The sequence below is a fragment of the Nitrospinota bacterium genome, assembly GCA_027619975.1.
Taxonomy (GTDB): Bacteria; Nitrospinota; Nitrospinia; order Nitrospinales; family VA-1; genus JADFGI01.
The window spans coordinates 46,150-66,561 of the sequence record JAQCGX010000005.1 but is presented as its reverse complement, the minus strand read 5'-3'; the positions used below and the strand labels follow the sequence as shown (position 1 = coordinate 66,561).

21 protein-coding genes are annotated in these 20,412 nt (G+C 48.4%); 7 read left to right on the top strand and 14 right to left on the bottom strand.

What is annotated here, in order from left to right; translation table 11 throughout:
- Window positions 1-55 precede the first annotated feature (55 nt).
- From O3C58_02835 to O3C58_02790, 10 genes are all read right to left on the bottom strand, one after another.
- Window positions 56-1,765 (bottom strand): carbon starvation protein A, encoded by a 1,710-nt coding sequence (locus tag O3C58_02835; protein ID MDA0690803.1) that lies wholly within the window; start codon window positions 1,763-1,765, stop codon window positions 56-58.
- A gap of 275 nt (window positions 1,766-2,040) precedes the next feature.
- On the bottom strand, window positions 2,041-2,643 hold the full coding sequence (locus O3C58_02830) for a hypothetical protein (protein MDA0690802.1): 603 nt from the start codon (window positions 2,641-2,643) through the stop codon (window positions 2,041-2,043).
- A gap of 8 nt (window positions 2,644-2,651) precedes the next feature.
- Window positions 2,652-3,812, bottom strand: coding sequence for a M48 family metalloprotease (locus O3C58_02825; GenBank protein ID MDA0690801.1), 1,161 nt, complete (start codon window positions 3,810-3,812; stop codon window positions 2,652-2,654).
- The gene (locus O3C58_02820) at window positions 3,809-4,558 is read right to left on the bottom strand and encodes a hypothetical protein (GenBank protein MDA0690800.1); all 750 of its coding nucleotides are present in this window, start codon (window positions 4,556-4,558) and stop codon (window positions 3,809-3,811) included. Before O3C58_02820 ends, O3C58_02825 begins: the two co-directional genes overlap by 4 nt.
- A 403-nt stretch (window positions 4,559-4,961) precedes the next feature.
- Window positions 4,962-6,248, bottom strand: a complete 1,287-nt coding sequence (locus O3C58_02815; protein MDA0690799.1) for an adenylosuccinate synthase — start codon at window positions 6,246-6,248, stop codon at window positions 4,962-4,964.
- Window positions 6,249-6,483: 235 nt separating this feature from the next.
- Window positions 6,484-6,891, bottom strand: coding sequence for a YkgJ family cysteine cluster protein (locus tag O3C58_02810; protein ID MDA0690798.1), 408 nt, complete (start codon window positions 6,889-6,891; stop codon window positions 6,484-6,486).
- Between the two features lie 2 nt (window positions 6,892-6,893).
- Entirely contained in the window at window positions 6,894-8,066 is a 1,173-nt protein-coding gene (gene proB, locus O3C58_02805) for a glutamate 5-kinase (protein MDA0690797.1), read from the bottom strand.
- Window positions 8,067-8,302: 236 nt separating this feature from the next.
- Window positions 8,303-8,518: an alpha/beta hydrolase gene (locus tag O3C58_02800; protein ID MDA0690796.1), complete on the bottom strand. Its 216-nt coding sequence runs from the start codon at window positions 8,516-8,518 to the stop codon at window positions 8,303-8,305.
- Between the two features lie 16 nt (window positions 8,519-8,534).
- Window positions 8,535-8,708, bottom strand: a complete 174-nt coding sequence (locus O3C58_02795; GenBank protein ID MDA0690795.1) for a hypothetical protein — start codon at window positions 8,706-8,708, stop codon at window positions 8,535-8,537.
- A gap of 67 nt (window positions 8,709-8,775) precedes the next feature.
- Window positions 8,776-10,083 (bottom strand): nodulation protein NfeD, encoded by a 1,308-nt coding sequence (locus tag O3C58_02790; GenBank protein MDA0690794.1) that lies wholly within the window; start codon window positions 10,081-10,083, stop codon window positions 8,776-8,778.
- Window positions 10,084-10,249: 166 nt separating this feature from the next.
- Between O3C58_02790 and O3C58_02785 the strand changes: the two genes are divergently transcribed.
- A complete protein-coding gene (locus O3C58_02785) occupies window positions 10,250-10,690 on the top strand; it encodes a hypothetical protein (protein ID MDA0690793.1) in 441 nt (146 codons plus the stop codon).
- Entirely contained in the window at window positions 10,690-11,547 is an 858-nt protein-coding gene (kdsA, locus tag O3C58_02780) for a 3-deoxy-8-phosphooctulonate synthase (GenBank protein MDA0690792.1), read from the top strand. The genes O3C58_02785 and kdsA overlap by 1 nt, the downstream gene beginning before the upstream one ends.
- A gap of 517 nt (window positions 11,548-12,064) precedes the next feature.
- Here the strand turns inward: kdsA and O3C58_02775 are convergent.
- Window positions 12,065-12,925, bottom strand: a complete 861-nt coding sequence (locus tag O3C58_02775; GenBank protein MDA0690791.1) for a DUF932 domain-containing protein — start codon at window positions 12,923-12,925, stop codon at window positions 12,065-12,067.
- A 19-nt stretch (window positions 12,926-12,944) separates the two neighbouring features.
- The gene (locus O3C58_02770) at window positions 12,945-13,802 is read right to left on the bottom strand and encodes a DUF932 domain-containing protein (GenBank protein ID MDA0690790.1); all 858 of its coding nucleotides are present in this window, start codon (window positions 13,800-13,802) and stop codon (window positions 12,945-12,947) included.
- Between the two features lie 289 nt (window positions 13,803-14,091).
- On the opposite strand from O3C58_02770, the gene O3C58_02765 reads away from it, so the two are divergent.
- Together O3C58_02765 and O3C58_02760 are read left to right on the top strand one after the other, a co-directional pair.
- Window positions 14,092-14,514 (top strand): hypothetical protein, encoded by a 423-nt coding sequence (locus tag O3C58_02765; GenBank protein ID MDA0690789.1) that lies wholly within the window; start codon window positions 14,092-14,094, stop codon window positions 14,512-14,514.
- A gap of 26 nt (window positions 14,515-14,540) precedes the next feature.
- The gene (locus tag O3C58_02760) at window positions 14,541-15,050 is read left to right on the top strand and encodes a helix-turn-helix transcriptional regulator (GenBank protein MDA0690788.1); all 510 of its coding nucleotides are present in this window, start codon (window positions 14,541-14,543) and stop codon (window positions 15,048-15,050) included.
- A 14-nt stretch (window positions 15,051-15,064) separates the two neighbouring features.
- Here O3C58_02760 and O3C58_02755 read toward each other — a convergent pair whose 3' ends face one another.
- Window positions 15,065-15,820, bottom strand: coding sequence for a hypothetical protein (locus tag O3C58_02755; protein ID MDA0690787.1), 756 nt, complete (start codon window positions 15,818-15,820; stop codon window positions 15,065-15,067).
- A gap of 207 nt (window positions 15,821-16,027) precedes the next feature.
- On the opposite strand from O3C58_02755, the gene rlmD reads away from it, so the two are divergent.
- Window positions 16,028-17,398 carry a 23S rRNA (uracil(1939)-C(5))-methyltransferase RlmD gene (rlmD, locus tag O3C58_02750; protein ID MDA0690786.1) on the top strand — a complete coding sequence of 457 codons (1,371 nt, stop codon included), beginning with the start codon at window positions 16,028-16,030 and terminating at the stop codon, window positions 17,396-17,398.
- A 692-nt stretch (window positions 17,399-18,090) separates the two neighbouring features.
- On the opposite strand, the gene asnS is transcribed toward rlmD, so the two are convergent.
- On the bottom strand, window positions 18,091-19,491 hold the full coding sequence (gene asnS / locus O3C58_02745; GenBank protein ID MDA0690785.1) for an asparagine--tRNA ligase: 1,401 nt from the start codon (window positions 19,489-19,491) through the stop codon (window positions 18,091-18,093).
- A gap of 204 nt (window positions 19,492-19,695) precedes the next feature.
- Between asnS and O3C58_02740 the strand changes: the two genes are divergently transcribed.
- Window positions 19,696-19,995, top strand: a complete 300-nt coding sequence (locus O3C58_02740) for a YggT family protein (GenBank protein MDA0690784.1) — start codon at window positions 19,696-19,698, stop codon at window positions 19,993-19,995.
- Window positions 19,996-20,002: 7 nt separating this feature from the next.
- Window positions 20,003-20,407 carry a DivIVA domain-containing protein gene (locus O3C58_02735; protein ID MDA0690783.1) on the top strand — a complete coding sequence of 135 codons (405 nt, stop codon included), beginning with the start codon at window positions 20,003-20,005 and terminating at the stop codon, window positions 20,405-20,407.
- The last annotated feature ends 5 nt before the right edge of the window (window positions 20,408-20,412 follow it).

Genomic DNA, 20,412 nt, shown 5'->3' with positions numbered 1-20,412 from the left:
GTATCACTGAATCGATGCCTCATCATAATATATTCCGTGGGAAAAACCAATAAACTCAGGCTTCGAAGGGGGCGGGTTTGAGTTCTTGCACCGAACCGCCCTTAAGCCCCCGCATGCCTTCACTGCCCACAAATATCGCCAGAGCAATAAGCACCATTGCCGCAATTCCAAGGAAATAGTTGGGCTCAGGCGCGCTCAGAAATTTATAGCCCTGCCAGGCCAGCGCCCCGATGGTAGTGATGATCATGAATACTGCCGGGTAAAGAGTGTATTTCGTCGGTTTCTTGGCCGCCATCAGATAGGTAGAGCAGACCATCAAGGCCACTGCGGCGATGAGCTGGTTGGTCGCCCCAAAAATAGGCCAGATCTGTTGCCAGCTTTCGGTCGCGCCGATCAGATAAGCCAGAAAAATAACCGCAACCGTCGTCACATATTTATTCTGAAACACCGGAACCTTTGGCCCCAGAGACTCCTGCACGATGAAGCGGGTGACGCGAACCGCCGTATCCAGCGTCGTCAACACAAAGGTGTTGAGGGCCAGAACCGCGATCATCGAGGCAAAGGTGAAACTCAGTATCGGCAGCATCTGATGCACCACGTTGCCGAAGCCATTGCCAAACGCCAGAATCCATCCGCCCGAATTGAGGGTTTCACGAAACCCGAGCGTCGCCATATCGATCCCGCCCCCGGCTGGAGCCACCCAGTACAACCCGCCGCCGACCAATAGAACCGTGACCACCGCGACCACGCCCTCCGTCAGCATGCCGCCGTAACTGATCGGCTTGCCGTGCAATTCCGTCGCCAACTGTTTGGACGTCGTTCCCCCTGCCACCAGCGAATGGAACCCGGAAACCGCGCCGCAGGCCACCAGAACAAACAGCATCGGCCACACCGGCCCTTGAACATCGGAAACAGCGCCTCTGAAAACCGGAGTGTTGATCTCTGGATGCACCCACAGCAAACCCAGAATCGCGAGGGTCATCGAGCCAAATAAAATATACGTGGATAAGTAATCCCTGGGCTGGAGCAGGATCTGCACCGGAAGCACAGACGCCACCCCGGCATAGAGCATCAAGGCCACGAACCAGAACATCAAAGGTGAAAGCCCCAACACGCCTTCATCAGGCAAAGGGATGGGAAATTTGAATCCGATATAAATGTTCAAAATCAACACCGCCACTGCAATCGCCGAGGCGACTGCCAGGTTGCCGTTTTTTTGGTAAATCACCCACCCCAGAATCATGGACACAGGAATAATGGCAAATGTGGGAAACACCATCTCCGGCTGAGCGATGAGAGTTTTCGCGGCGACCACGCCAAACACCGCCACCACCAGCAACATGGCAAGTACCAGGAAAATGGCGAACACGGACTTGGCGCGAATTCCCATCGAACTTTCAGCGATCTCGGCGATGGAACTTCCCCGGTTGCGGACGGAGATCATCAAAGTGATGTAGTCGTGCACCGCGCCGATAAAAACATTGCCAATCAGAATCCAGACCAGTGTCAGCCCCCAGCCGAAATAGTGCATGGCGATGATGGGGCCGATGACGGGACCGGCTCCAGCGATGGACGCAAAGTTATGCCCGAACAGCACCAACGGCTTGCTGGGGACAAAATCGACGCCATCTTTTTGGGAAACAGCGGGAGTCGTTTGGGTATCGTCCGGTTGGATCACTTCCCGGTCGAGTCGGCCCGCGTAAAACTTATAGCCGACGAAATAAAAAAACAGGATGGAACCGATGAGTATGACGATAGTCAACATTTCGAATAAGACAGAAAAGAATTAATCGACCCAACCCTTACATTAAAAATAGGGTTCTGAGATTACAATAATATTATAGTATAAGATTAAATATTAACAGAACCTCTTTAACAGAAATCATTGTTCCCGCTGTATTTAAGCTCTTAAAGCAATTTAAAACAGGAACCCATTAGCGTGGAACCTCAATAGACAATTTAGAGAATTAAAGAGAGTTTGAAAAAGAAGGGGGGTTTAATATTTTGATTTTTGTTTAAGTAAAATAATCTTCGTTCCAATCATATTTCGTCATTCTTTCCTGTCTTAACCTGCTTACTTCCTTTTACCTTTTGAATGGATGAAAGCATATTTTTAAAATGTTCAATATGTTTTGGATAATAATGCATTTCGACTGCTAAATAAAAAACCAAAAAAAGTTCCTCCTCAATCACTGCCCCAGAAACCAGGCCCCTATAGGCCAATCCTTTTTCACTAACCATAGTCGTTTCAAAGTTAAACCCATCAAAGGGTCCAAAATTTTTAGGTTGCAGATTCAGGGTTTTTACTTTCAGCCACTTTCCATCTTTTTGCATGGAATTGGAAAACAGCTCGGCGAGCTCGATAATGTTCAATCCTTTTTTAAAAGGTTGGGATTTCTCATTCTTAAATAATGTCTCTCCATCCTTTATATTATTTAAAAACACAATCCGTTCCAAATTAGGTCCATTGAGGGTCCACATATGGTTATTGTCAATTGTTTTGCCACTCCAGGTGATTTGGGGTTCAACACTATAGGTTTCGGCGATGGTTATTCTTTTATTTTCCACAAAATTATATTTCACCATACAACCGGTGAGGGAAAGTAAAAAAATTAAGACGCAACATATTTTTGTTTTAGACATCCTTTACTTCACCTCAGGCGTGTTAGATAACTTTTAATAATAGAAGCATCATCAGCGTTAGGCTTGAGCTTTAAGTACATCTCCAAATTTTCCGCCGCTCGAACTTTTTGATCCGTTTTCATCAGCATCAAGCCAATTGCTTGCCGGGGCCGAGGATCGGAACCGTCCATTTCAATCGCTTTTTGATAATATTCAATGGATCGAGAGACATAGTCTTCCTCTGCCTGCATCCGTATTAATTCGCCCTTGAAAAAATGAAGCTCGCCGGGATAAATTTTGGAAGAGGACAGGTTTTGCAAAACCAATTCACTTTGCTTAAACTTGCGTCTCAATAATTCCTGATTGAACCATTCGCCGCGCAATTCGGAAATGACTTCTAAATGTTCCTTTTCTCCAATTTTGGGTGTCCCCTTTAGAGACATTTCCTTAGCCTGTTTGCGCAAATTTTCGATCCGTTCTTCAGGCTGAGGATGCGATGCAAAAAAAAAGCTCGTGGCCCCTTCACTCTCAACTTCATTTTCTTTAATGATATTTTCCCAAATCTCAGGAGCACCACCAGGAGAATAGCCCGATTTCACAAGAAACTCTAATCCTCCCATATCCGCCTCCCGTTCATGATCCCGGCTGTAAGCAGCTATAGTTCCCATGGTTGCCAAACCTATAAGAGGCGTTACACCGCCAAGTCCTACGCCACCCAACGGAACGCTTAAAACAGCCAGTGCATCGGCTTTCGTTTGTGAATCCACAAAACGTTTTAAACTGTGCTGTTTGACATAATGGGTTATTTCATGACCCAATACCGCCGCCAGTTGAGCTTCACTTTGGGTACGGAGCAATAATCCTGTATTGACATGCATCATTCCATTGGGGTACATACCGGCATTAAAAAAGTTTAGATCGAGGATATAAACTCGAATGTCCGAACAGTATTCGCCTGCCAGATCACAAACAATTTTTTTAACATAATCATTCAATTTTGGATCTTTAACCAACCGGCCAGAGCGCTGAGTTTCCCTTTCAATTTTTTCTACCTGCATCCAAAGACCCGCTTCAATGGAAGCCTTTTCTGGCTGCTCACCCGGTGCAAGAGAGGAGGTTTCTTGAATAGAGGCACAACCGGCAACAATAAATAAAAATAAAACGAATAATCTTCTCTTAAAGAACATCATTTGGGAAATTCAGCCAAGAGAGTGCTAATAGCTTTCTTGGCAGATTCCGGCTCCCGTACATCTCCAAAATTTCCGCTTTGCAGAAAATTAAACCAAACCACTTCGCCTGTGTTTAGATCAACTACATATGCATATCCTGTTTGTAGCCCCGTAGGGGGAACATAATTAAACAATACCGCCGTAACGATTCCAAGAGCGACACGCCCCCCACTTGAAAATTGATCGCTCATGCGAATAAAAAAGGCATAATCTGCATCATATTCATTGCGAACTACATCTGTAGTATCGCCCAAGGACCATTGAAATTCTTTTTTACTGGGCAAGGTGTTTACTGGACTGTGGTAATGCAAAAAGATAGCTTCTCCCACCACGCCAAACAGTCTAAAAAGTTGAGATTGAGCCTCCGTTTCATTGTCGCTTGAATTGTATTGAGCAAGGGAAATATTCTGCTTATCCCCAAGAAATTCCTGAACCGCGCCACTAACATTCTTTTTGCCTTTTTCAGTCCACTCAGCTTTTAATTCAGGAACTCCACCGACAGAAATTTCATAAAGTTGCAAATCTAAAGGCATAAAGACTATTTTGGTTTGCCCGCGATTTCTTTCTAGCGTATCAATTGAATACTTTGCAGAACTGCCCGCACAAGCAGAAAACAATATCAATAGGACCAAAAAGGAAAGAATTTTAATCCCAGATGTGAATGAAGTATTTTTCTCAGATATATTTTTTGATAATACTAATTTCATATCTCAGCCTTCTCATTTTTTTGAACTAATTGAACATATTGTTTAAAAAGAGAATAGGCGGCTTTCCAACCTACTTTCTTCAAAGAGATCTTTTAAATTGGCTCTTTTATTCGAAAAAAACCATAAATACGGCATTCTTATAGCACTTTTAAGGCAACAAATCTAACCATTGTTGATCCCCACCAGTAAATATGGGTGGGGTTGAGTTTCTAATTGAATCAAGTTTGAAAGTCGGAAAAAAGTGAAGGTGGGAGTGTCTTCGGGTTGCAACTGTTTAGATACGAGGCGTTTATTCTTTTAATGGAATGGGCAGGAGTTTAGAGATTCTCCTCCCGGTCAAGGGGGAACCCGAGGAGGTAAAACCTCCCCAAACCCTATTTTAAAGGAGATTTTTATCTGTCTTTCAGAATAATTTTCCCAAACAGATGGTGTGTTTTCTTTCGGGTCCGGTGGAAATCATCAGAAACGGCGTTTTCAATAATTGGCTCAGGCTTTCGATGTATAATTTTGCCTTTTCGGGTAATTTATCATAATCGGTGATGCCCACCGTATTTTCCATCCATCCTTCGTATTCGGTATACACGGGTTCGCAATTTTCCAACCGTTCAAGATCCGCAGGCATCTCATCATAAACAACTCCTTTATGCTCATAGCCGGTGCACACCTTGATGGTTTTAAACTTGTCAAGAACGTCGATCTTGGTCAGCACCATCGATTCGATGCCGTTGACAGCGATGGCATACCTGGCGATAACAGCGTCGAACCAGCCACACCGCCTAGGACGGCCCGTAGTCGCACCGAATTCATGGCCCTCTTCACGCAGAAGGTTGCCGCAATCGTTGTTCAACTCCGTGGGGAACGGTCCCTCTCCCACTCGCGTGGTGTAGGCTTTGACAACACCCACCACCCGGTCGATTTTCGTCGGTGGAATTCCAAGTCCCGTGCAAGCACCTCCAGCCGTCGAGCTGGAAGAGGTCACAAAAGGATAGGTGCCATGATCCACATCGAGCATCGTGCCTTGCGCCCCTTCACACAATATTTTTTTATTTTCGCCGATAGCGTCCCGCAACAGGGAGTGCGTGTCATCTATAAACTCGAGGATGGTATCCCGAAAACTCAGCAGATCCTTAAACATGGTTTCGAATTCGGGCAGGTCGTGGTCGTATAGATTTTTTAGAATCTGTTTCTTCTCCTGATAGTTGGCGTGGAATTGTTCACGCAAACGGTCCTCATCGAGAAAGTCGCAGGTACGAATGCCTGTACGGGCGATCTTGTCTGCGTAAGACGGGCCAATCCCCCGACCGGTCGTGCCAATCTTCTGAAACTTGCCATCACTTTCACGGCCTTTGTCAGATGTGGTGTGATACGGCAGGATGATGTTCGCTCGATCGCTCAACACCAACCGGTCTTTCAAGTCAATTCCCGTTTTTTTCAGTTCCTCCATTTCCTGAATGAGTGCGGCAGGGTCGATGACCACGCCGTTGCCAATCACACATAACTTTCCCTGATGGAAAATTCCGGAAGGAATCAGATGCAGGACAAACTCATGATCGTCGAAACAGATGGTATGGCCCGCGTTATGGCCCCCTTGGTAACGAGCCACGATATCCACTTCCTCGGAAAGAAGATCAATGATCTTCCCCTTTCCTTCATCCCCCCATTGCATTCCCAAAACAATAGCTACAGGCATAACACTCCTCAAAAAAACAGACCCACGTAAAATTAGTGCACACGTGGAGCGTTGACTAAATATTAAAAATCGATCACTCGGCGATTGGAATTATTGACAGGCGGCGGGGCCAACTGGGCATTATCCTTGCGGAATAAGCTGATGTCAACAATTCAAATTCTGGATATTTCCCAATATGCTTTTTACTTTCCCGACATTTTCAATGAAACATTATAAACCAAATCTTTTTACACATTTACAGCCTGAACTTCTTCAAAAATTCCTTAATGGTTTCGATCATGACCATCGGGCCTTTATCGATGCCGGGGCAGAACCCGCCCACCATGCGCCACATATTTTTAGAATCCAGGTTTTCCTCCCAGAACGGGTAGGTCTGGCATTGTTTGGGTTTGGCTTCATGAATGCCGCAACCCTCAGTGGATAAAAATGGACAGGGCGCATCGTCCTCGACTTCCAGCACCCAATACGCATCGTCCCGTTTGAGGTAGGAAGTTTTGAAATCTTTTGGGGTGGTATCGAAATGAGTCGATATTTTGCGGATATCTTCGGAGTCGAAATAAACCAGACCCGGCTTGCAACAACACTTGAAGCAATCGGTTTGGCATTCGAAACGCAGAGGTTCTTTTTCCCACCATTTAGTCATAGTCAATAAAACACCACCATGTCGTCGCGGTGGATCACTTCTTCATAATAATTACTGCCAAGGAGGTCCCTCACATCTGAAGTTTTCAGTCCCTTGATTTTTTCCAGATCCCGGGTGTTGTAGTTGACCAATCCGCGGGCGATCTCGCCGGAGTTTTCATCCACCACGCAGACAGAATTACCAAACTCGAAGCTTCCCTCTACCTTTACCACTCCAGCGGGAAGCAGACTTTTCCGGCCCTCAACAAGGGCTTTTTTCGCCCCGGCATCGATGGTGATCGTCCCCTTGGGTTTCAACGTATGCGCGATCCAGTGTTTGCGGTTGCGGATTTTCTCATCGTCCGACCAGAACAAGGTTCCCACCATTTCACCTTGCAGCGCCTTTTCCATCACCTTTTTATCCAGCCCGTTGAGCAGAAGTGTGGGAATGCCAAAACTCATGGTCTTTTTGGCGGCGAGGACTTTGGTAATCATTCCGCCCACGGTCACCAGGTTGTTGCTTTTCCCGGCAAGTTTCTCCACGTCCGGAGTCACCTTGTTAATATGATGGATCAATTCAGGCGGTTCCTCGCCCTTCCTGGCTTTCAGCGTCGGGTCTCTGGAATAAAGCCCCTCCACATCGGACAGGATGATCAGCAGTTGCGCGTCCGCAAGACAGGCCACGGTCGCCGAAAGCGTGTCGTTGTCGCCGATCTTGATTTCGTCCACTGTGACCGAATCGTTTTCGTTGATGATGGGAATGACGCCGTAACTGAGAAGCGCTTCGATGGTGTGCTTGGCGTTCAGATAGCGGCGGCGGTTGTCCAAATCGTCGCTACTCAACAGGATCTGGGCGACTTTCAACCCCTGCTTCTCGAATTTTTTTTCGTAAGCGTGCATGAGAAAACTTTGACCGATGGCGGCACAGGCCTGTTTTTCCGGGATGCTCAGATTGCTTCGGGTCAGCCCCAGCCGGTTCCGGCCCGCCATGATGGCGCCGGACGACACCAGAACCACCTCGCACCCGCTATCAACGATGCGCTTGATCTGCTGGGCGTAATGCCGGACCATCTCCTGACTGAGCCCTTGCACCAAGGGAGCTTTACCGGGTTCGCGGTGAGAAATGACGCTACTGCCGATCTTGATCACCACCCGCTTGAGGCGTTTGATTATTTGTTCCCTGACTGTATGCTCCATAGCCTCTTACAACAATATTCAGAATATTTAATTCGGGGCATCTCCAAAAATTGACTAAATGTTCTTATGTCGTCAATTCAAAGAGGTGTCTTTGTTATAGTGGAACAGGCTTTCCAGCCTGTTCGCACGGGCTGGAAAGCCCGTGCCACTGATTTAAGAAACTCTTTACAATGTTCGATTCTCTTTTAAAAACTAATTTTTAGAGGTGCCCTTCGGTTAATAACCTTTAACATACTTTATTGGTTTTTCATTTCCTTCAACGTCTTTGTGATAAACCGATTCAACTCGGTGTAATATTCCCGGCCTCCCATGATATAGGTATCGTTGTGACCAGCGCCTTCGATATCATAAAACTCCTTGGGGTCCGCCGCCGCAGAATACAGTTTTCTTCCCAACTCATAAGGAACCACCTCATCCTCCGTCCCGTGCAGAAACAGTTTGGGCAGTTTCATTGGTGCCATCCCTGGCCTAAAAAAAAACATCTTCTACCTGTATATCATATGAAGACGGGTCCAAAATGCCCTGGGGATACTTGTAAGGATGGTAGATAATTTTGCTCTCGCAAGCCACCAGAAGCACGGCACAGAGCACCACAAGAACCAGGACACAGCCCGCCGTTTGCAATACGGACATCCATTTCATCGGTGAGGGTCACTTAATTTTAGGGACAAGGGAGTTTTCCGGAAAATTTGGAATTGCGCCTGCAAACTCACTCTGGAGGAAGCTCTGGCGCCGGTTTCACCTTGAGCTTGAGGCCCTGTACTGAATTCACGATCACTTTTTCCCCGGCCTGAACTTTAACATCGCTTTCCGCATTCCATATCTCCCCATGAATGAGGACACTGCCGGAAAGATCCAGATCCGCTTTCACAATACCCTGAGCCCCGATCAACCCTTCCACTCCGGAAACTGCGCGGTGTCTTTGAGACTTCGCCGCAAGATACAATATCCCCAGGGAAATCAGGGTGAATACTCCCAGTGTTGGCAGGAGAACGGTTTTGGAAATCTGCATCGCCGGATCTTCGCTGTCGATGAGCATCAAGGACCCCAATAAAATGGAGATCACCCCGCCCGCCGACAAGAGACCAAAACTCATCACGTTGATTTCCACAATAAACAACACCAGCCCCAGAACGATCAACAGCAGACCGGCATAATTGATCGGCAGGGTCTGCATGGCGTACAAGGCGAGGATCATGCTGATGCCGCCGACCACACCCGGTAAAATCAGTCCCGGATTGGACAATTCAAAATACAACCCGACAAGACCCAGCATCATCAGGATATAGGCCACATTGGGATTGGAAATGGTGTCCAGAATCTGCTGCCGTTTATCCATTGCATGATAAACGATCTCTTTACCAGCGGTCTTCAGGGTAACGGTTTTGGAATCGACGTTTACCTCGCGCCCATCCAAAGCCAGGACCAGGGCTTCCACATTGAAGGCGACCAGATCGATGACGGCCAATTTCTTCGCCTCTTCGGCAGAAATGGAAAGGCTTTTGGTCACAGCCAGTTCCGCCCAATGCGCATTACGCCCGCGCTTTTCCGCCAGAGAGCGGATGTAGGCCGAAGCATCCTGAACGACCTTGCCTTCCATGGTTTTGGCTTGTTCCCCGCCACCTCCCCCCATCAGGTTGACCGGGTGGGCGGCGCCGATGTTTGTCCCTGGGGCCATGGCCGCTATATGTGAGGCGATGGTGATAAACGTTCCCGCCGATGCGGCCCTGGAACCGCTGGGACCGACAAAGCTGGCAACTGGGATGCGGGAATTCTGTATTCCCTTGATGATCTGCCGCATGGAGGTGTCGAGTCCGCCGGGGGTGTCCATCCGAATCACGATTAATTCTTCCCCGGCCAGGTTGGCCTCTATGATTTCATCGGTGACGAATTCGGCGACAACAGGATTGATCGCCCCGGATATTTCGACGACGACAATTCTCCCCTCGGCAAATGCCTGAAAGGGCATCAGAAAGAGAACAAGAACGGTTAATAGAGTCTTTTGTATCCAGGTCATAGCACACGGCCTCACTGCGGAGGAATCGATTCAACTTTCATCTTTTCATAGAGCTTCGGACAAAGTCAAACCAAAACCCAATAAGAAGCAAACGCCATTTTTGGGTTCAACCGTTGCATTTTTGGTGGTAGACTCAAGCAGAGTAATCTTTAGCGAAGGAATCCCGATGCAATATAAGACCATTTTTCTCGTTGACCCGATCCGCAGTGATCGAATCCAACTCTCGAAATTCATCAAACAGGAATTTTTCACCCTCATGAGCTTTGTTTCCATTGCGGATTGTTTCAAACAGTCGCAATTGGTTCATTGCGACCTGGTGATTTATGTCCTGAAAAAAGATAAGAACGAGACCAAGCATCTGTTAAACATTAAAAAGAAGTATAAGGGACTCAACTTCATCCTCATGGTCACGGATAATTCACCGGAGCCGGACATGGCGCAGTTAGTAGAAAGCGGATTCACTGCCATTCAAAAAGCCACCAGCAATGAAAAATTGCGGGAGCTGGCACTGAACCTGCTGGCTCCGGAAGGGTTGCCGCCGCGCACCGAAGTACCGCACCCCGTTCCCATTGGCATCGAACTGGGGCCGCCCCAGCCCCTGCGATAATGAGCCTTTCACTCAAACGCACCAAAGGTGTAAAAATTGGCTCCGTTACCATCGGCGGCGACAATCCCCTGGCCTTGATCGGCGGTCCCTGCGTGATTGAATCGGAAAAGAACGCGATGGAGATTGCGGAAAAACTCAAACGCATCACCAGCGATCAAGGCGTGCCCTTCATCTTCAAGGCCTCTTACGACAAGGCGAACCGCTCCTCCATCGACTCATTTCGCGGACCGGGGCTTCGAGCCGGTCTGGCTGTGCTCAAGAAAATCCGGGATGAGCTGCAAGTCCCCGTGCTGTCCGACATTCATAAGGAAGAAGAAATCGGCCCTGCCGCCGAGGTGCTGGACGTCTTACAGATTCCGGCTTTCCTGTGCCGGCAGACGGACCTTCTGGTCAAGGCCGCCCAATCGGGCAAGCCTGTCAACATCAAAAAAGGACAGTTCATGGCCCCCTGGGACATGAAAAATGTGGTCCACAAAGTGGAACAAGGCGGCTGTCAGGAAATTTTGCTGACCGAGCGCGGGTTCATGTTCGGCTACAACAACATGGTGGTGGACATGCGTTCCTTGACCTTGATGCGGGAATACGGCTATCCCATTATTTATGACGCCACGCACAGCCTGCAATTGCCGGGCGGCAAAGGCACCAAGAGCGATGGCCAGCGGGAACTCATCCCCGATATCACTCGTGGGGCGGTGGCGGTGGGATGCGATGCGTTGTTCATGGAAATCCATACCGACCCGGACAATGCCCTGTCCGATGGACCCAATATGCTGAAAATCGAAACCCTGCCGGAACTGCTCAGGCAGATTCAACCCATCAGCCAGGTGGTGCGGGGCCAGAAACCCGTGTCCTCCTGACAGGTTGCTGATAGAATCCCAACCACGAGGGTTTCCACTGTTGTCATGCTGAGCTTGTCGAAGTATGACTTTGATAACAATAGCTTTTTTCACACTTCGACAAGCTCAGTGTGACAGCTAGCAAAAATAGTTTTTCAGCAATCTGCTGATATTCAGGAAGAATAAACCCCTCCCAGCGCCACTCAAAAAATATTTAGAGAATAGTAGCCAACCGGATTATTTTGAAAAAATTTTAGGGGAGACGATTCTTTGGAGGGTTAGGCACGCCACGAATTGGGTCTTGGAGGACCCAATTCGTTGGAGGAGGCGATGCCATTTCGAATCTTCACTTCTTTAAAAAGCAAACTCTATGCCAAAAGTGACGAGCCTTCAAACTTACTGAAAAATCGTTTTAAATCCAATAATTTAAAGGTTCATCTCTACTTTATGTATCGTCAAAAACCACACGGATGCAAAGCAAAATTTGCCGGGTTCGTCAAAAATTGCCGCCCTAACTGTAAAGGTTGTGCCCCTCTCCTCACAACAACGCCAGCGCCAGATCGAACGCCCGTTTCTTGACTTTCGCGTTGGCTCCAAACCAGGCCTGCCGCAAACGGATATCCGGATTTTTGCCGAGATGATGGTCGACCGTGTAAGTCACGGCGTTAAGCAATCCCCAGGCCGTCATTTGTGCGGTTTCCATGTCGTGACCCGGAGCCTTGCCCATCGCTTCAATGGCAATTTTAATGCTCTCCTCGGCTTTATCATCACCCTCCTGCTGAAAAACATCGGACATGAAACGGTTGACCGTATCTGAACCCACTTTGTGGCTTGCCAGGCGTTCGGCATCGATGGCAAACGCGGATATTGCTTCCCGGCCTGCGGCGAAGTATTTTTGTGCTTTTTGAGTCATGGACTCGTCAAACTTCTGCGGGTTCTGATTCAGAAATGGAAACCGGGTAGTGAAGGGCTTGCGGAAGCTGTTGGTGAAGGTGCTCCTCACCTTGACAGGAACTTGAAACATATTGTGACAAGCCTCCCGAACAGTCAGGAACTGAAATTCAATGGACTGCCGGTCCTCATGGCGGGATGCCATCAACAGGTAAGCTTTCATCGTGTCCGTCGCTTGCAGGGTGAATTCCGCGTTCACCGGGGCAAGAGCCCAGAGGATGCGTCCCGCGTCCAGACTGCCGTAGGATTCGATGCGCGTGTCCCCGGCTTCGACAAAGGCTTTAAAGAAACGGAACGTCTCCTGATTGGCGGGGGATTTCGGTCGTTGCGACGGGGTTTTGACCACCTCCCAGTCGAGTTGCAGCTTGACCGACATCTCGCGGGCCGACAGGGTGGACTCGATTTCCACGCCCAATCTCTGCCAGGGTTTTTCATGGGTCCATTCCATTCGTGTCGCCCCCGTTATTTCATTTCAACAGCCCCAGCGCCAAGTCGAGCGCCCGTTTCTTGACCGTGGCGTTGAACGCAAACCAGGCCTGCCGCAAACGGAAATCCGGATTTTTACCCATATGATGATCCACAATATAAGCCACAGCGTTCACCAATCCCCACGCCGTCATTTGTGCGGATTCCAACTCCTGTCCCGGAGCATTCTTAATGGCCGCAATGGCCTTTTTGGTTTTATCCTCGGCTTTTTCCACAATCTCCGTTTCGCTAATGGAGGACAGTTGCAGGGAATCCTCCGGCTGGAAGACATCAAACATAAAACGGATAGCCGTTTCATCGTCCACTTTGTATTCCGCCAGCCGCCCGGCTGAGACCGCAAACGCGGCAATCGCTTCCCGGCCAAGGGCGCAGGTGTCGACCGCTTTTTGGGTCATGACCTCGTCAAATTTTAACGCGTCCAGAAGGATATTTGAAAAAATGGCTCTGCCTTTAAAAGGGACAGGCAGGGTGCTGTTGCAGGCCACTCTCAGGGTCATGAACTGGACTTGCACCTTTTCCCGTTTATCATTCTTGGAATACAGCAGGAGACAACCTTTTAACGTATCCCCACCCGGCAAGGTGAAATCCGCGTCCAGATCGGTCAGCGCCCAGAGAATGGATTCTTCTTCCAGGTTGCCAAAGGCCACGAGTCGCGCCTTGCCGAAATCGGCGAAGGCTTTAAAGAAACGCACCGCCTTGTCATTGGCGCGGGATTTGAGCTTTTTGTTTTTGGAGAGCGGTTGATCAAGATCCGCCCGGATCATGATCTCACGCGGGGACAGGTTGGTCTCGATGTCCACACCCGTTCCGTGCCAGGGGCTTTCGTTGGTCCATTGCATTAGTTTTGACTCTAAGAGTTTTGATTATTTTGAAATAAGGAGGGGATTATACATCATTTCGGAATGGGGTTTTAATTCAATGAATTAAAACTCCATAGGCGCTTTAATCAAAAAAAACTCACAACATAATAAATATATTGCTTTTCACGCAAAACATCATTATTATTGTATTTAAACAGGATTCCGATGCGCCAGAAAGGATAAATTCTACTTAAAAGCAGGAGGTAAAAAATGTTGGGAATTATAAAAATAAAAGGCCAAATGGCCTGTTTACTGGAGTCAATCCTTTATGAACCAGAAAAATTTGAAGCTCCGTCAGGGGATTCATGAGTTTTCATTGCTAGAAATTAAAAAGAAATTTGGTTTCAACCCTCAACGGCAGACCCTTTTTAAGGGCTTGAAAGAGGTTGTTAAAAATTTAAAGTCGGCTGGCATTAAAGATATTTACATTGATGGCAGTTTTGTGAGCGATAAAGAACTGCCCAATGACATAGACGGTTGCTGGATGCCCACTGCATCCATGAACACGAAAAAGCTTGATCCCGTTTTACTGGATTTCTCCAATGGTCGGAAAAAAATGAAAGAAAAATATGGAGTCGATTTCTTTCTGGCAAATGTCATTGAAGGTTCCAGCGGTGAACCGTTTTTGGAATTTTTCCAGACCGACCGCGATGGTAACCGTCAAGGAATTATTAAAATAAAATTCGATTAATTATCCCTCGTAGGAGGGTCAAGAAAATGATCAAAAACGAAAAACAATACAAGATTACAAAATCAAAGTTTAAAGATTTGGAACGGTCTTTAAAAGTCTGCAAGGAAGGGACTTTTCCAGATAAGACCATTCATAAAGCAATGGCGGATTCTCTCAAGTCTTTAATGGGTGACCTTGAAAATGAAATCCGGGAATATGAGAACCTTAAAAATAAAAAAGCTCCCACTTTAAAAATTGGTTCTTTGGCAGATCTTCCAGACGTGCTGGTGCGTTCTCGAATTTCTCAAGGGTTGACCCAAAAGCAATTGGCGGACAAGTTAGGAATGCCCGCTCAACAGATTCAACGCTATGAATCCGAGAATTATCGGCGAGTCAGTTTTGGAACCCTATTGGATATCTCCAAGACTTTGAATTTTGATTTAGACAAAGGCTCAAAAGCCAGGATACTTTACGGTCATTCGGATGAGGCCAAGCCTGCTAAGAAAACCAAAAGGAAAATTTCGACGAAAAAATTGAAGCCCGCTTTGGAAGCATAAAGTATTTGCCTGAATCAGCTTTTTGCTTTCAAGAAAACCATCAAAAACTCCGTCAGGTTTTTTGTGGCCTGCTGGGCGATGTCTTTCAGATTGATGAACTTCCTGAGCGACGCGGGATGGGTGAGGACGTACCACCCGGCTTTCAGTTTGGAGATTTCCCCATTCGGCTCCACGAATGACGAAACGTCCACCAGTTCCTCCTCGACGGTATCGCTGATGGCGCGAACGGATAAAAACGGGACATCCTTCACCGCCGCTATTTGGGCCAAAACGGATGTTTCCATGTCGAGGGCCAGCGCACCATATTTCTCGCCCAGGGCTTTTTTGTCCTCGGGTCGATGGACGACCTCCCCCACCGTCAGCAGACAGCCTGTGAATATGGCGAATTTATCCGATTTTTGCAGGTTCGCCAGTTTTTCCGCCAATGTGGACGTTATCGGGATTTCCTCCGGGGGGTTGCCGTCTTTGGAGGCGGCTAGAATCTTATCGGCGATTAACAGGTCCCCGGTTTTGAGGTCGGCATGGGTTCCGCCTGCGTACCCTATGGAGATCACCGTCGAGATGGGGAAATTGTTCAGCACCTGGAGCAGGGCCTCTGCCGCCCGTTTTTTGCCGATTCCGGTGCGCACCAGGGTGATGCGTCTCCCCTCCCAGATACCGCGCCAGACATCGGTTTTACCGAACCGGCGCGTGCTCTCGATCGTCATCCGGCCTTTGATGCCGGCGATCTCTTCTTTGACTGCCCCGAGTATGCAGATGCTGGGTTTCATGCTATTTTTTAGGAATTGTTGGGTCGTGAATATTTTAAATTTGTAATTTTCGCTGAAAATTGCGATACCATATTACATCTTAGTAAAAGGTTTGACACAGGACCGGCAAAATATATTTTCTGCGACCTTTGAGTTCGTCCCCCCGATAGCCTGTTAAATCTCCATGATCCCCTTGTTACAGGGGGAAATTTTATCTTTTGAGGCACTATGGCAAAGCCCAGTCACACCATTCCAGTTAAAGTCGGCGACCAGTTGGAGCTGACGGTTGAAACCCAGGGTTCGAGCGGCGATGGCATCTGCCGTCATGAGGGATACACCCTGTTCGTTCCCGATGGCCTGCCCGGCGACCGGGTGATGGGCGAGATCAGCAAAGTCACTCCACGTTTTGGGGTTGCACAGGTGGTGGAGCGGTTGGAGGCTTCCCCGCACCGCGTTGCCCCCCCCTGCCCCGTGTTCTTAGAATGCGGCGGCTGTAAATTGCAAGACTTGCATTACGATCAGCAGATGGCGTTCAAGGTACAAGTGGTGACCGAGGCTCTTGAGCACATCGGCAAGATCACGCCCCAGGCCCCCATCAAAACTCTGCCTGCCGAGCGCCCCTACAACTACCGCAACAAGGGAAGCTTTGCGGTGGCGCTCAAGGAGAAAAAACTGCAAGTCGGTTTCTACCAGCAAGGCACGCATGAGGTGGCCAATTCTTCCACCTGCGACATCCTGCTATCCCCCATCAACGAAGTGAAGGAACACATTCGCGGGCTGGTGGAAAAACACAAGGTCCTCATTTACAGCGAAAAATGGAAAAAGGGATTTCTGCGCGGTATCATCGTCCGCCATTCGGAAGCGACTTCTGAAACGCTCATCGGCTTCGTCACCACCAAGGGCCGGCTTCCCAACCCGTTCATGAAGGAATTGACCCACCCTGAATTTGTGGAACGCTTCCACGTCACCGGCATCGTGCAAAACCTCAACGACCGGGACACCAACGCCATCTTCGGTAAAAACACCCGGACCCTGTGGGGCAAGGACCGTTTTTCCGATGAACTGGACGGCTTGAAATTTAACCTGTCATTGGGTTCGTTCATGCAGGTCAATTCGCAACAAGCGGTCACTCTGTATGAAACCATCCGCCAATGGGTGACGCCGGGCAAAGGCAAAGTGCTGGACGCCTACTGTGGGTCGGGCGGCATCAGCCTGTGGCTGGCGCGCGCGGGATTGTCGGTGATCGGCATCGAAGAATTCCCGGACGCGATCGAAAACGCCAAGGAAAGCGCCCAACTGAACGGCATCGACTCCTGCGAGTTTTTACAGGGAACGGTGGAAAAGCATCTGCCGAAAATCGTTGAAGCGGAAAACATCGACACGGTGATCGTCGATCCACCGCGCAAAGGCTGTTCGGATGAGGTGCTGCAATCCATCCTGAAAATTGCGCCCGAACAGATCATCTATGTTTCCTGCAACCCTGCGACCCTGGCGCGCGATCTCAAAAATATGGAGCCTTATCATATCGAGGACATGGTGGTCGTCGATATGTTCCCGCAGACGCACCATGTGGAGACGGCGGTACTGCTCAGGAAGTGAGACAGCAAGATAGTTTGGACAGGATTGACAGGATTTTTAAAACTCCCCCTACCCCCCCCCTTTAAAAAAGGGGGGAAAACCTGCTCCCCCTTCCATGAAGGGGGTTGGGGGGATTTAATTTCACCGCAAAGACGCAAAGGTCGCGAAGAAAACCTTACACATAAGGTTTTCATAAGTATTTCCTCTCCTCAAAGGAGGAGAGGATTAAGGTGAGGAGGGATTTAAACCTTTTCCTTTTTAACTTTCTTAATCTGTGGTTCCAACCATTCCCTCACCCAGCCCTCTCCCCTTGAAGAGGAGAGGGTCCGTTAATATTCTCTTCCCTTATTATTTAAGGTTTTCTCTGCGTCCTCAGCGCCCTCGGCGCCCTCTGCGGTGAAAAATGATTTTGTTGTTTTTGCCACCCTTCGACATACCCCTTCTACCCCTCCGGGGCATGAAATTTATGGAAGGGATATAACAGGGGCATGAAGGCAAAGGTAAAATATCACAGGCTCAGGATGACAACGTTTCACCTATCATCTCTCGATGAAGGGAGTTTTGCATTAGTCGTCATTGCGAGGAGCCAACGGCGACGAAGCACTCCAGAAAGCCTGGATCTACCCCTCCGGGGCACAAATGCTTGGGAATATTATCATGGCCACGCCACTTCGTGGCTCGCGATGACGTATCGGATAGGCTCAGGGTGACAGTTAAAACCCCGCATGCTTGGGCGTGCGCGGGAAGGGGATCACATCTCTAATGTTTTCCATGCCGGTCACAAACTGCACCAGCCGCTCAAAGCCCAGCCCAAAGCCGGAATGCGGAGCAGAGCCGTAACGCCTGAGATCGAGGTACCACCAGTACTCGGCGGGGTCCAGTTCTTTCTCCTTCATCCGGGCTTCCAGTACAGCGAGATCGTCCTCGCGCTGACTGCCGCCGATGATCTCACCCAGCTTCGGCAATAGAACATCCATCGCCCGAACGGTTTCTCTGTCCTCGTTCAGTTTCATGTAAAACGGTTTGATGGCTTCGGGATAGTTGTAAATGATGACGGGTTTTTTGAAGACCTTTTCGCTCAGATAGCGTTCGTGTTCGGATTGCAGGTTGCAGCCCCATTCCACGGAGTACACGAATTTTTTCTCGCATTTTTCCAGCAAATGGATCGCCTCGCTGTAATGGATGCGTTCGAATTGGTGCTCGACAATATTGGTTAACGTTTCGAGAATGGTCTTGTCGATGCGCTGGTTGAAAAACTCCATGTCCTCCTGGCAGTTTTCCAGCACGTCTTTTATTAAATAGGTGATGAACTCCTCCGCCAGGTCCATATTGTCATCCTGATCGTAAAATGCCATTTCCGGTTCGACCATCCAGAACTCCGCCAGATGGCGGCTGGTGTTGGAATTTTCCGCTCGGAACGTAGGGCCAAATGTGTAGATGTCGGAGAGCGCCATCGCATAGATTTCACCTTCCAGTTGACCGCTGACGGTGAGCCCCGTCTTCTTACCAAAAAAATCCTGATTGTAATCGACTTTCCCATCTTTCCGGGGTGGTTGATCCATATCCAGCGTCGTCACCTGAAACATTTCTCCCGCGCCTTCGCAATCGCTGGTGGTGATGATGGGGGTGTGCAGGTATACGAAGCCCCGGTCGTTGAAAAATTTGTGTATGGAATAGGCCAATCGGTTGCGAACACGCATGACCGCGCCAAAGGTGTTGGTGCGCGGACGCAAATGCGCGATCTCGCGCAAAAACTCAAAGGAATGTTGTTTCTTCTGTAACGGATATTTTTCCGCATCCGCCCCTCCGTAAACTGTGATCTCCGTGGCGTGCAATTCCCACTTCTGCCCCTTCGCCGGGGATGCCACCAGCTTGCCCTGAACGGCGACACAGCTTCCGGTGTGCAAGTTTGGCGCGGCTTCTTGAAAACCCTCTATATTATGATCCGCCACCACCTGGATGCCGGACAGGCAGGAGCCGTCGTTGATTTCGATAAAAGAAAAGCCTCCCTTGGAATCCCGCCGGGTACGCACCCATCCCTTGACGATGGCGTTTTCCAGCTCCTCATCACTCTTTAGAAGATCTTTTACTTTGTCGCGCATTTTTTTTGCCATGTTGGGTCCTTGAGTTTCGGTTAAAAAAACAGTTCATCGCCAGTGTATTCAGTCCTATTCCTGAAAATATCCAAGCAGGGACTTCCAATTGACAATATAATGGAAGTTCGTTACTTTAAGCGGGTTAAAATCAAGGATTTTATTGATTTCCAATTTTTGGTCGGAAAGCGTTTTGCTCATCCCAGACAATTCAAACGGACACTTATGTATATTATAGGAAACCTTCTAGGGGCAACCGCCAAAATTTTAGACATCGCACTCGGTATTTATATGTGGATCATCATTATCCGGGCGTTGTTGTCCTGGGTCAATCCCGATCCGAATAATCCAATTGTACAGTTTCTTTACAGCATCACGGAACCGGTCATGAACAAGGTGCGGCAATTGTTGCCCATGTCTGGTATCGGCATCGACTTTTCTCCCATTATAGTGATTCTTGGCATCATTTTTCTCCAGGAATTCGTGGTCAAATCTTTGGGAATGTTTGCCATTCAATTGCAATGAGCCGGCTATGAGATTAAATCATCTCGACATCCTGGAACAATGTTTTCGCGAGAAATTCAGAGGCTACAACAAACAGGAGGTGGATACATTTTTACACCTTGTCGCGGATGACTTCAAGGAAATGTCCGAGGAAATCAAGCAGCTAAAAAATGAAATCGAAAAATTAAAAAATCACAATCCCGCCGGTTCTGAAGCCAATAGCAACCCGCAGATCACCCCGGAAATGTTAAAGGAAAAAGCCAAGCAGATTATTCGCGTGGCGCGGGAACAGGCAGAGAGTCATAAAAAAAAGGCGGAACAGGAACTGAACGCATTGAAAAAAGACATTCATAAACTCACGCAGGATAAATCCAGTCTGATCCAAAACATTAAAAAATCCGCCTTGGACCATCTCGAACAGTTTAAAAAATAACGCGC

Excerpts from the sequence above, each read along its gene's own strand:
- O3C58_02820 (MDA0690800.1), bottom strand. The coding sequence starts at position 4,558 with ATGAAATTAGTATTATCAAAAAATATATCTGAGAAAAATACTTCATTC.
- O3C58_02810 (MDA0690798.1), bottom strand. The coding sequence starts at position 6,891 with ATGACTAAATGGTGGGAAAAAGAACCTCTGCGTTTCGAATGCCAAACC.
- proB (MDA0690797.1), bottom strand. The coding sequence starts at position 8,066 with ATGGAGCATACAGTCAGGGAACAAATAATCAAACGCCTCAAGCGGGTG.
- rlmD (MDA0690786.1), top strand. The coding sequence starts at position 16,028 with ATGGCAAAGCCCAGTCACACCATTCCAGTTAAAGTCGGCGACCAGTTG.
- O3C58_02785 (MDA0690793.1), top strand. The coding sequence starts at position 10,250 with ATGCAATATAAGACCATTTTTCTCGTTGACCCGATCCGCAGTGATCGA.
- O3C58_02815 (MDA0690799.1), bottom strand. The coding sequence starts at position 6,248 with ATGCCTGTAGCTATTGTTTTGGGAATGCAATGGGGGGATGAAGGAAAG.
- O3C58_02775 (MDA0690791.1), bottom strand. The coding sequence starts at position 12,925 with ATGGAATGGACCCATGAAAAACCCTGGCAGAGATTGGGCGTGGAAATC.
- kdsA (MDA0690792.1), top strand. The coding sequence starts at position 10,690 with ATGAGCCTTTCACTCAAACGCACCAAAGGTGTAAAAATTGGCTCCGTT.
- O3C58_02800 (MDA0690796.1), bottom strand. The coding sequence starts at position 8,518 with ATGAAACTGCCCAAACTGTTTCTGCACGGGACGGAGGATGAGGTGGTT.
- O3C58_02825 (MDA0690801.1), bottom strand. The coding sequence starts at position 3,812 with ATGATGTTCTTTAAGAGAAGATTATTCGTTTTATTTTTATTTATTGTT.
- O3C58_02740 (MDA0690784.1), top strand. The coding sequence starts at position 19,696 with ATGTATATTATAGGAAACCTTCTAGGGGCAACCGCCAAAATTTTAGAC.
- O3C58_02760 (MDA0690788.1), top strand. The coding sequence starts at position 14,541 with ATGATCAAAAACGAAAAACAATACAAGATTACAAAATCAAAGTTTAAA.
- asnS (MDA0690785.1), bottom strand. The coding sequence starts at position 19,491 with ATGGCAAAAAAAATGCGCGACAAAGTAAAAGATCTTCTAAAGAGTGAT.
- O3C58_02790 (MDA0690794.1), bottom strand. The coding sequence starts at position 10,083 with ATGACCTGGATACAAAAGACTCTATTAACCGTTCTTGTTCTCTTTCTG.
- O3C58_02735 (MDA0690783.1), top strand. The coding sequence starts at position 20,003 with ATGAGATTAAATCATCTCGACATCCTGGAACAATGTTTTCGCGAGAAA.
- O3C58_02765 (MDA0690789.1), top strand. The coding sequence starts at position 14,092 with ATGAACCAGAAAAATTTGAAGCTCCGTCAGGGGATTCATGAGTTTTCA.
- O3C58_02755 (MDA0690787.1), bottom strand. The coding sequence starts at position 15,820 with ATGAAACCCAGCATCTGCATACTCGGGGCAGTCAAAGAAGAGATCGCC.
- O3C58_02770 (MDA0690790.1), bottom strand. The coding sequence starts at position 13,802 with ATGCAATGGACCAACGAAAGCCCCTGGCACGGAACGGGTGTGGACATC.
- O3C58_02830 (MDA0690802.1), bottom strand. The coding sequence starts at position 2,643 with ATGTCTAAAACAAAAATATGTTGCGTCTTAATTTTTTTACTTTCCCTC.
- O3C58_02835 (MDA0690803.1), bottom strand. The coding sequence starts at position 1,765 with ATGTTGACTATCGTCATACTCATCGGTTCCATCCTGTTTTTTTATTTC.
- O3C58_02795 (MDA0690795.1), bottom strand. The coding sequence starts at position 8,708 with ATGAAATGGATGTCCGTATTGCAAACGGCGGGCTGTGTCCTGGTTCTT.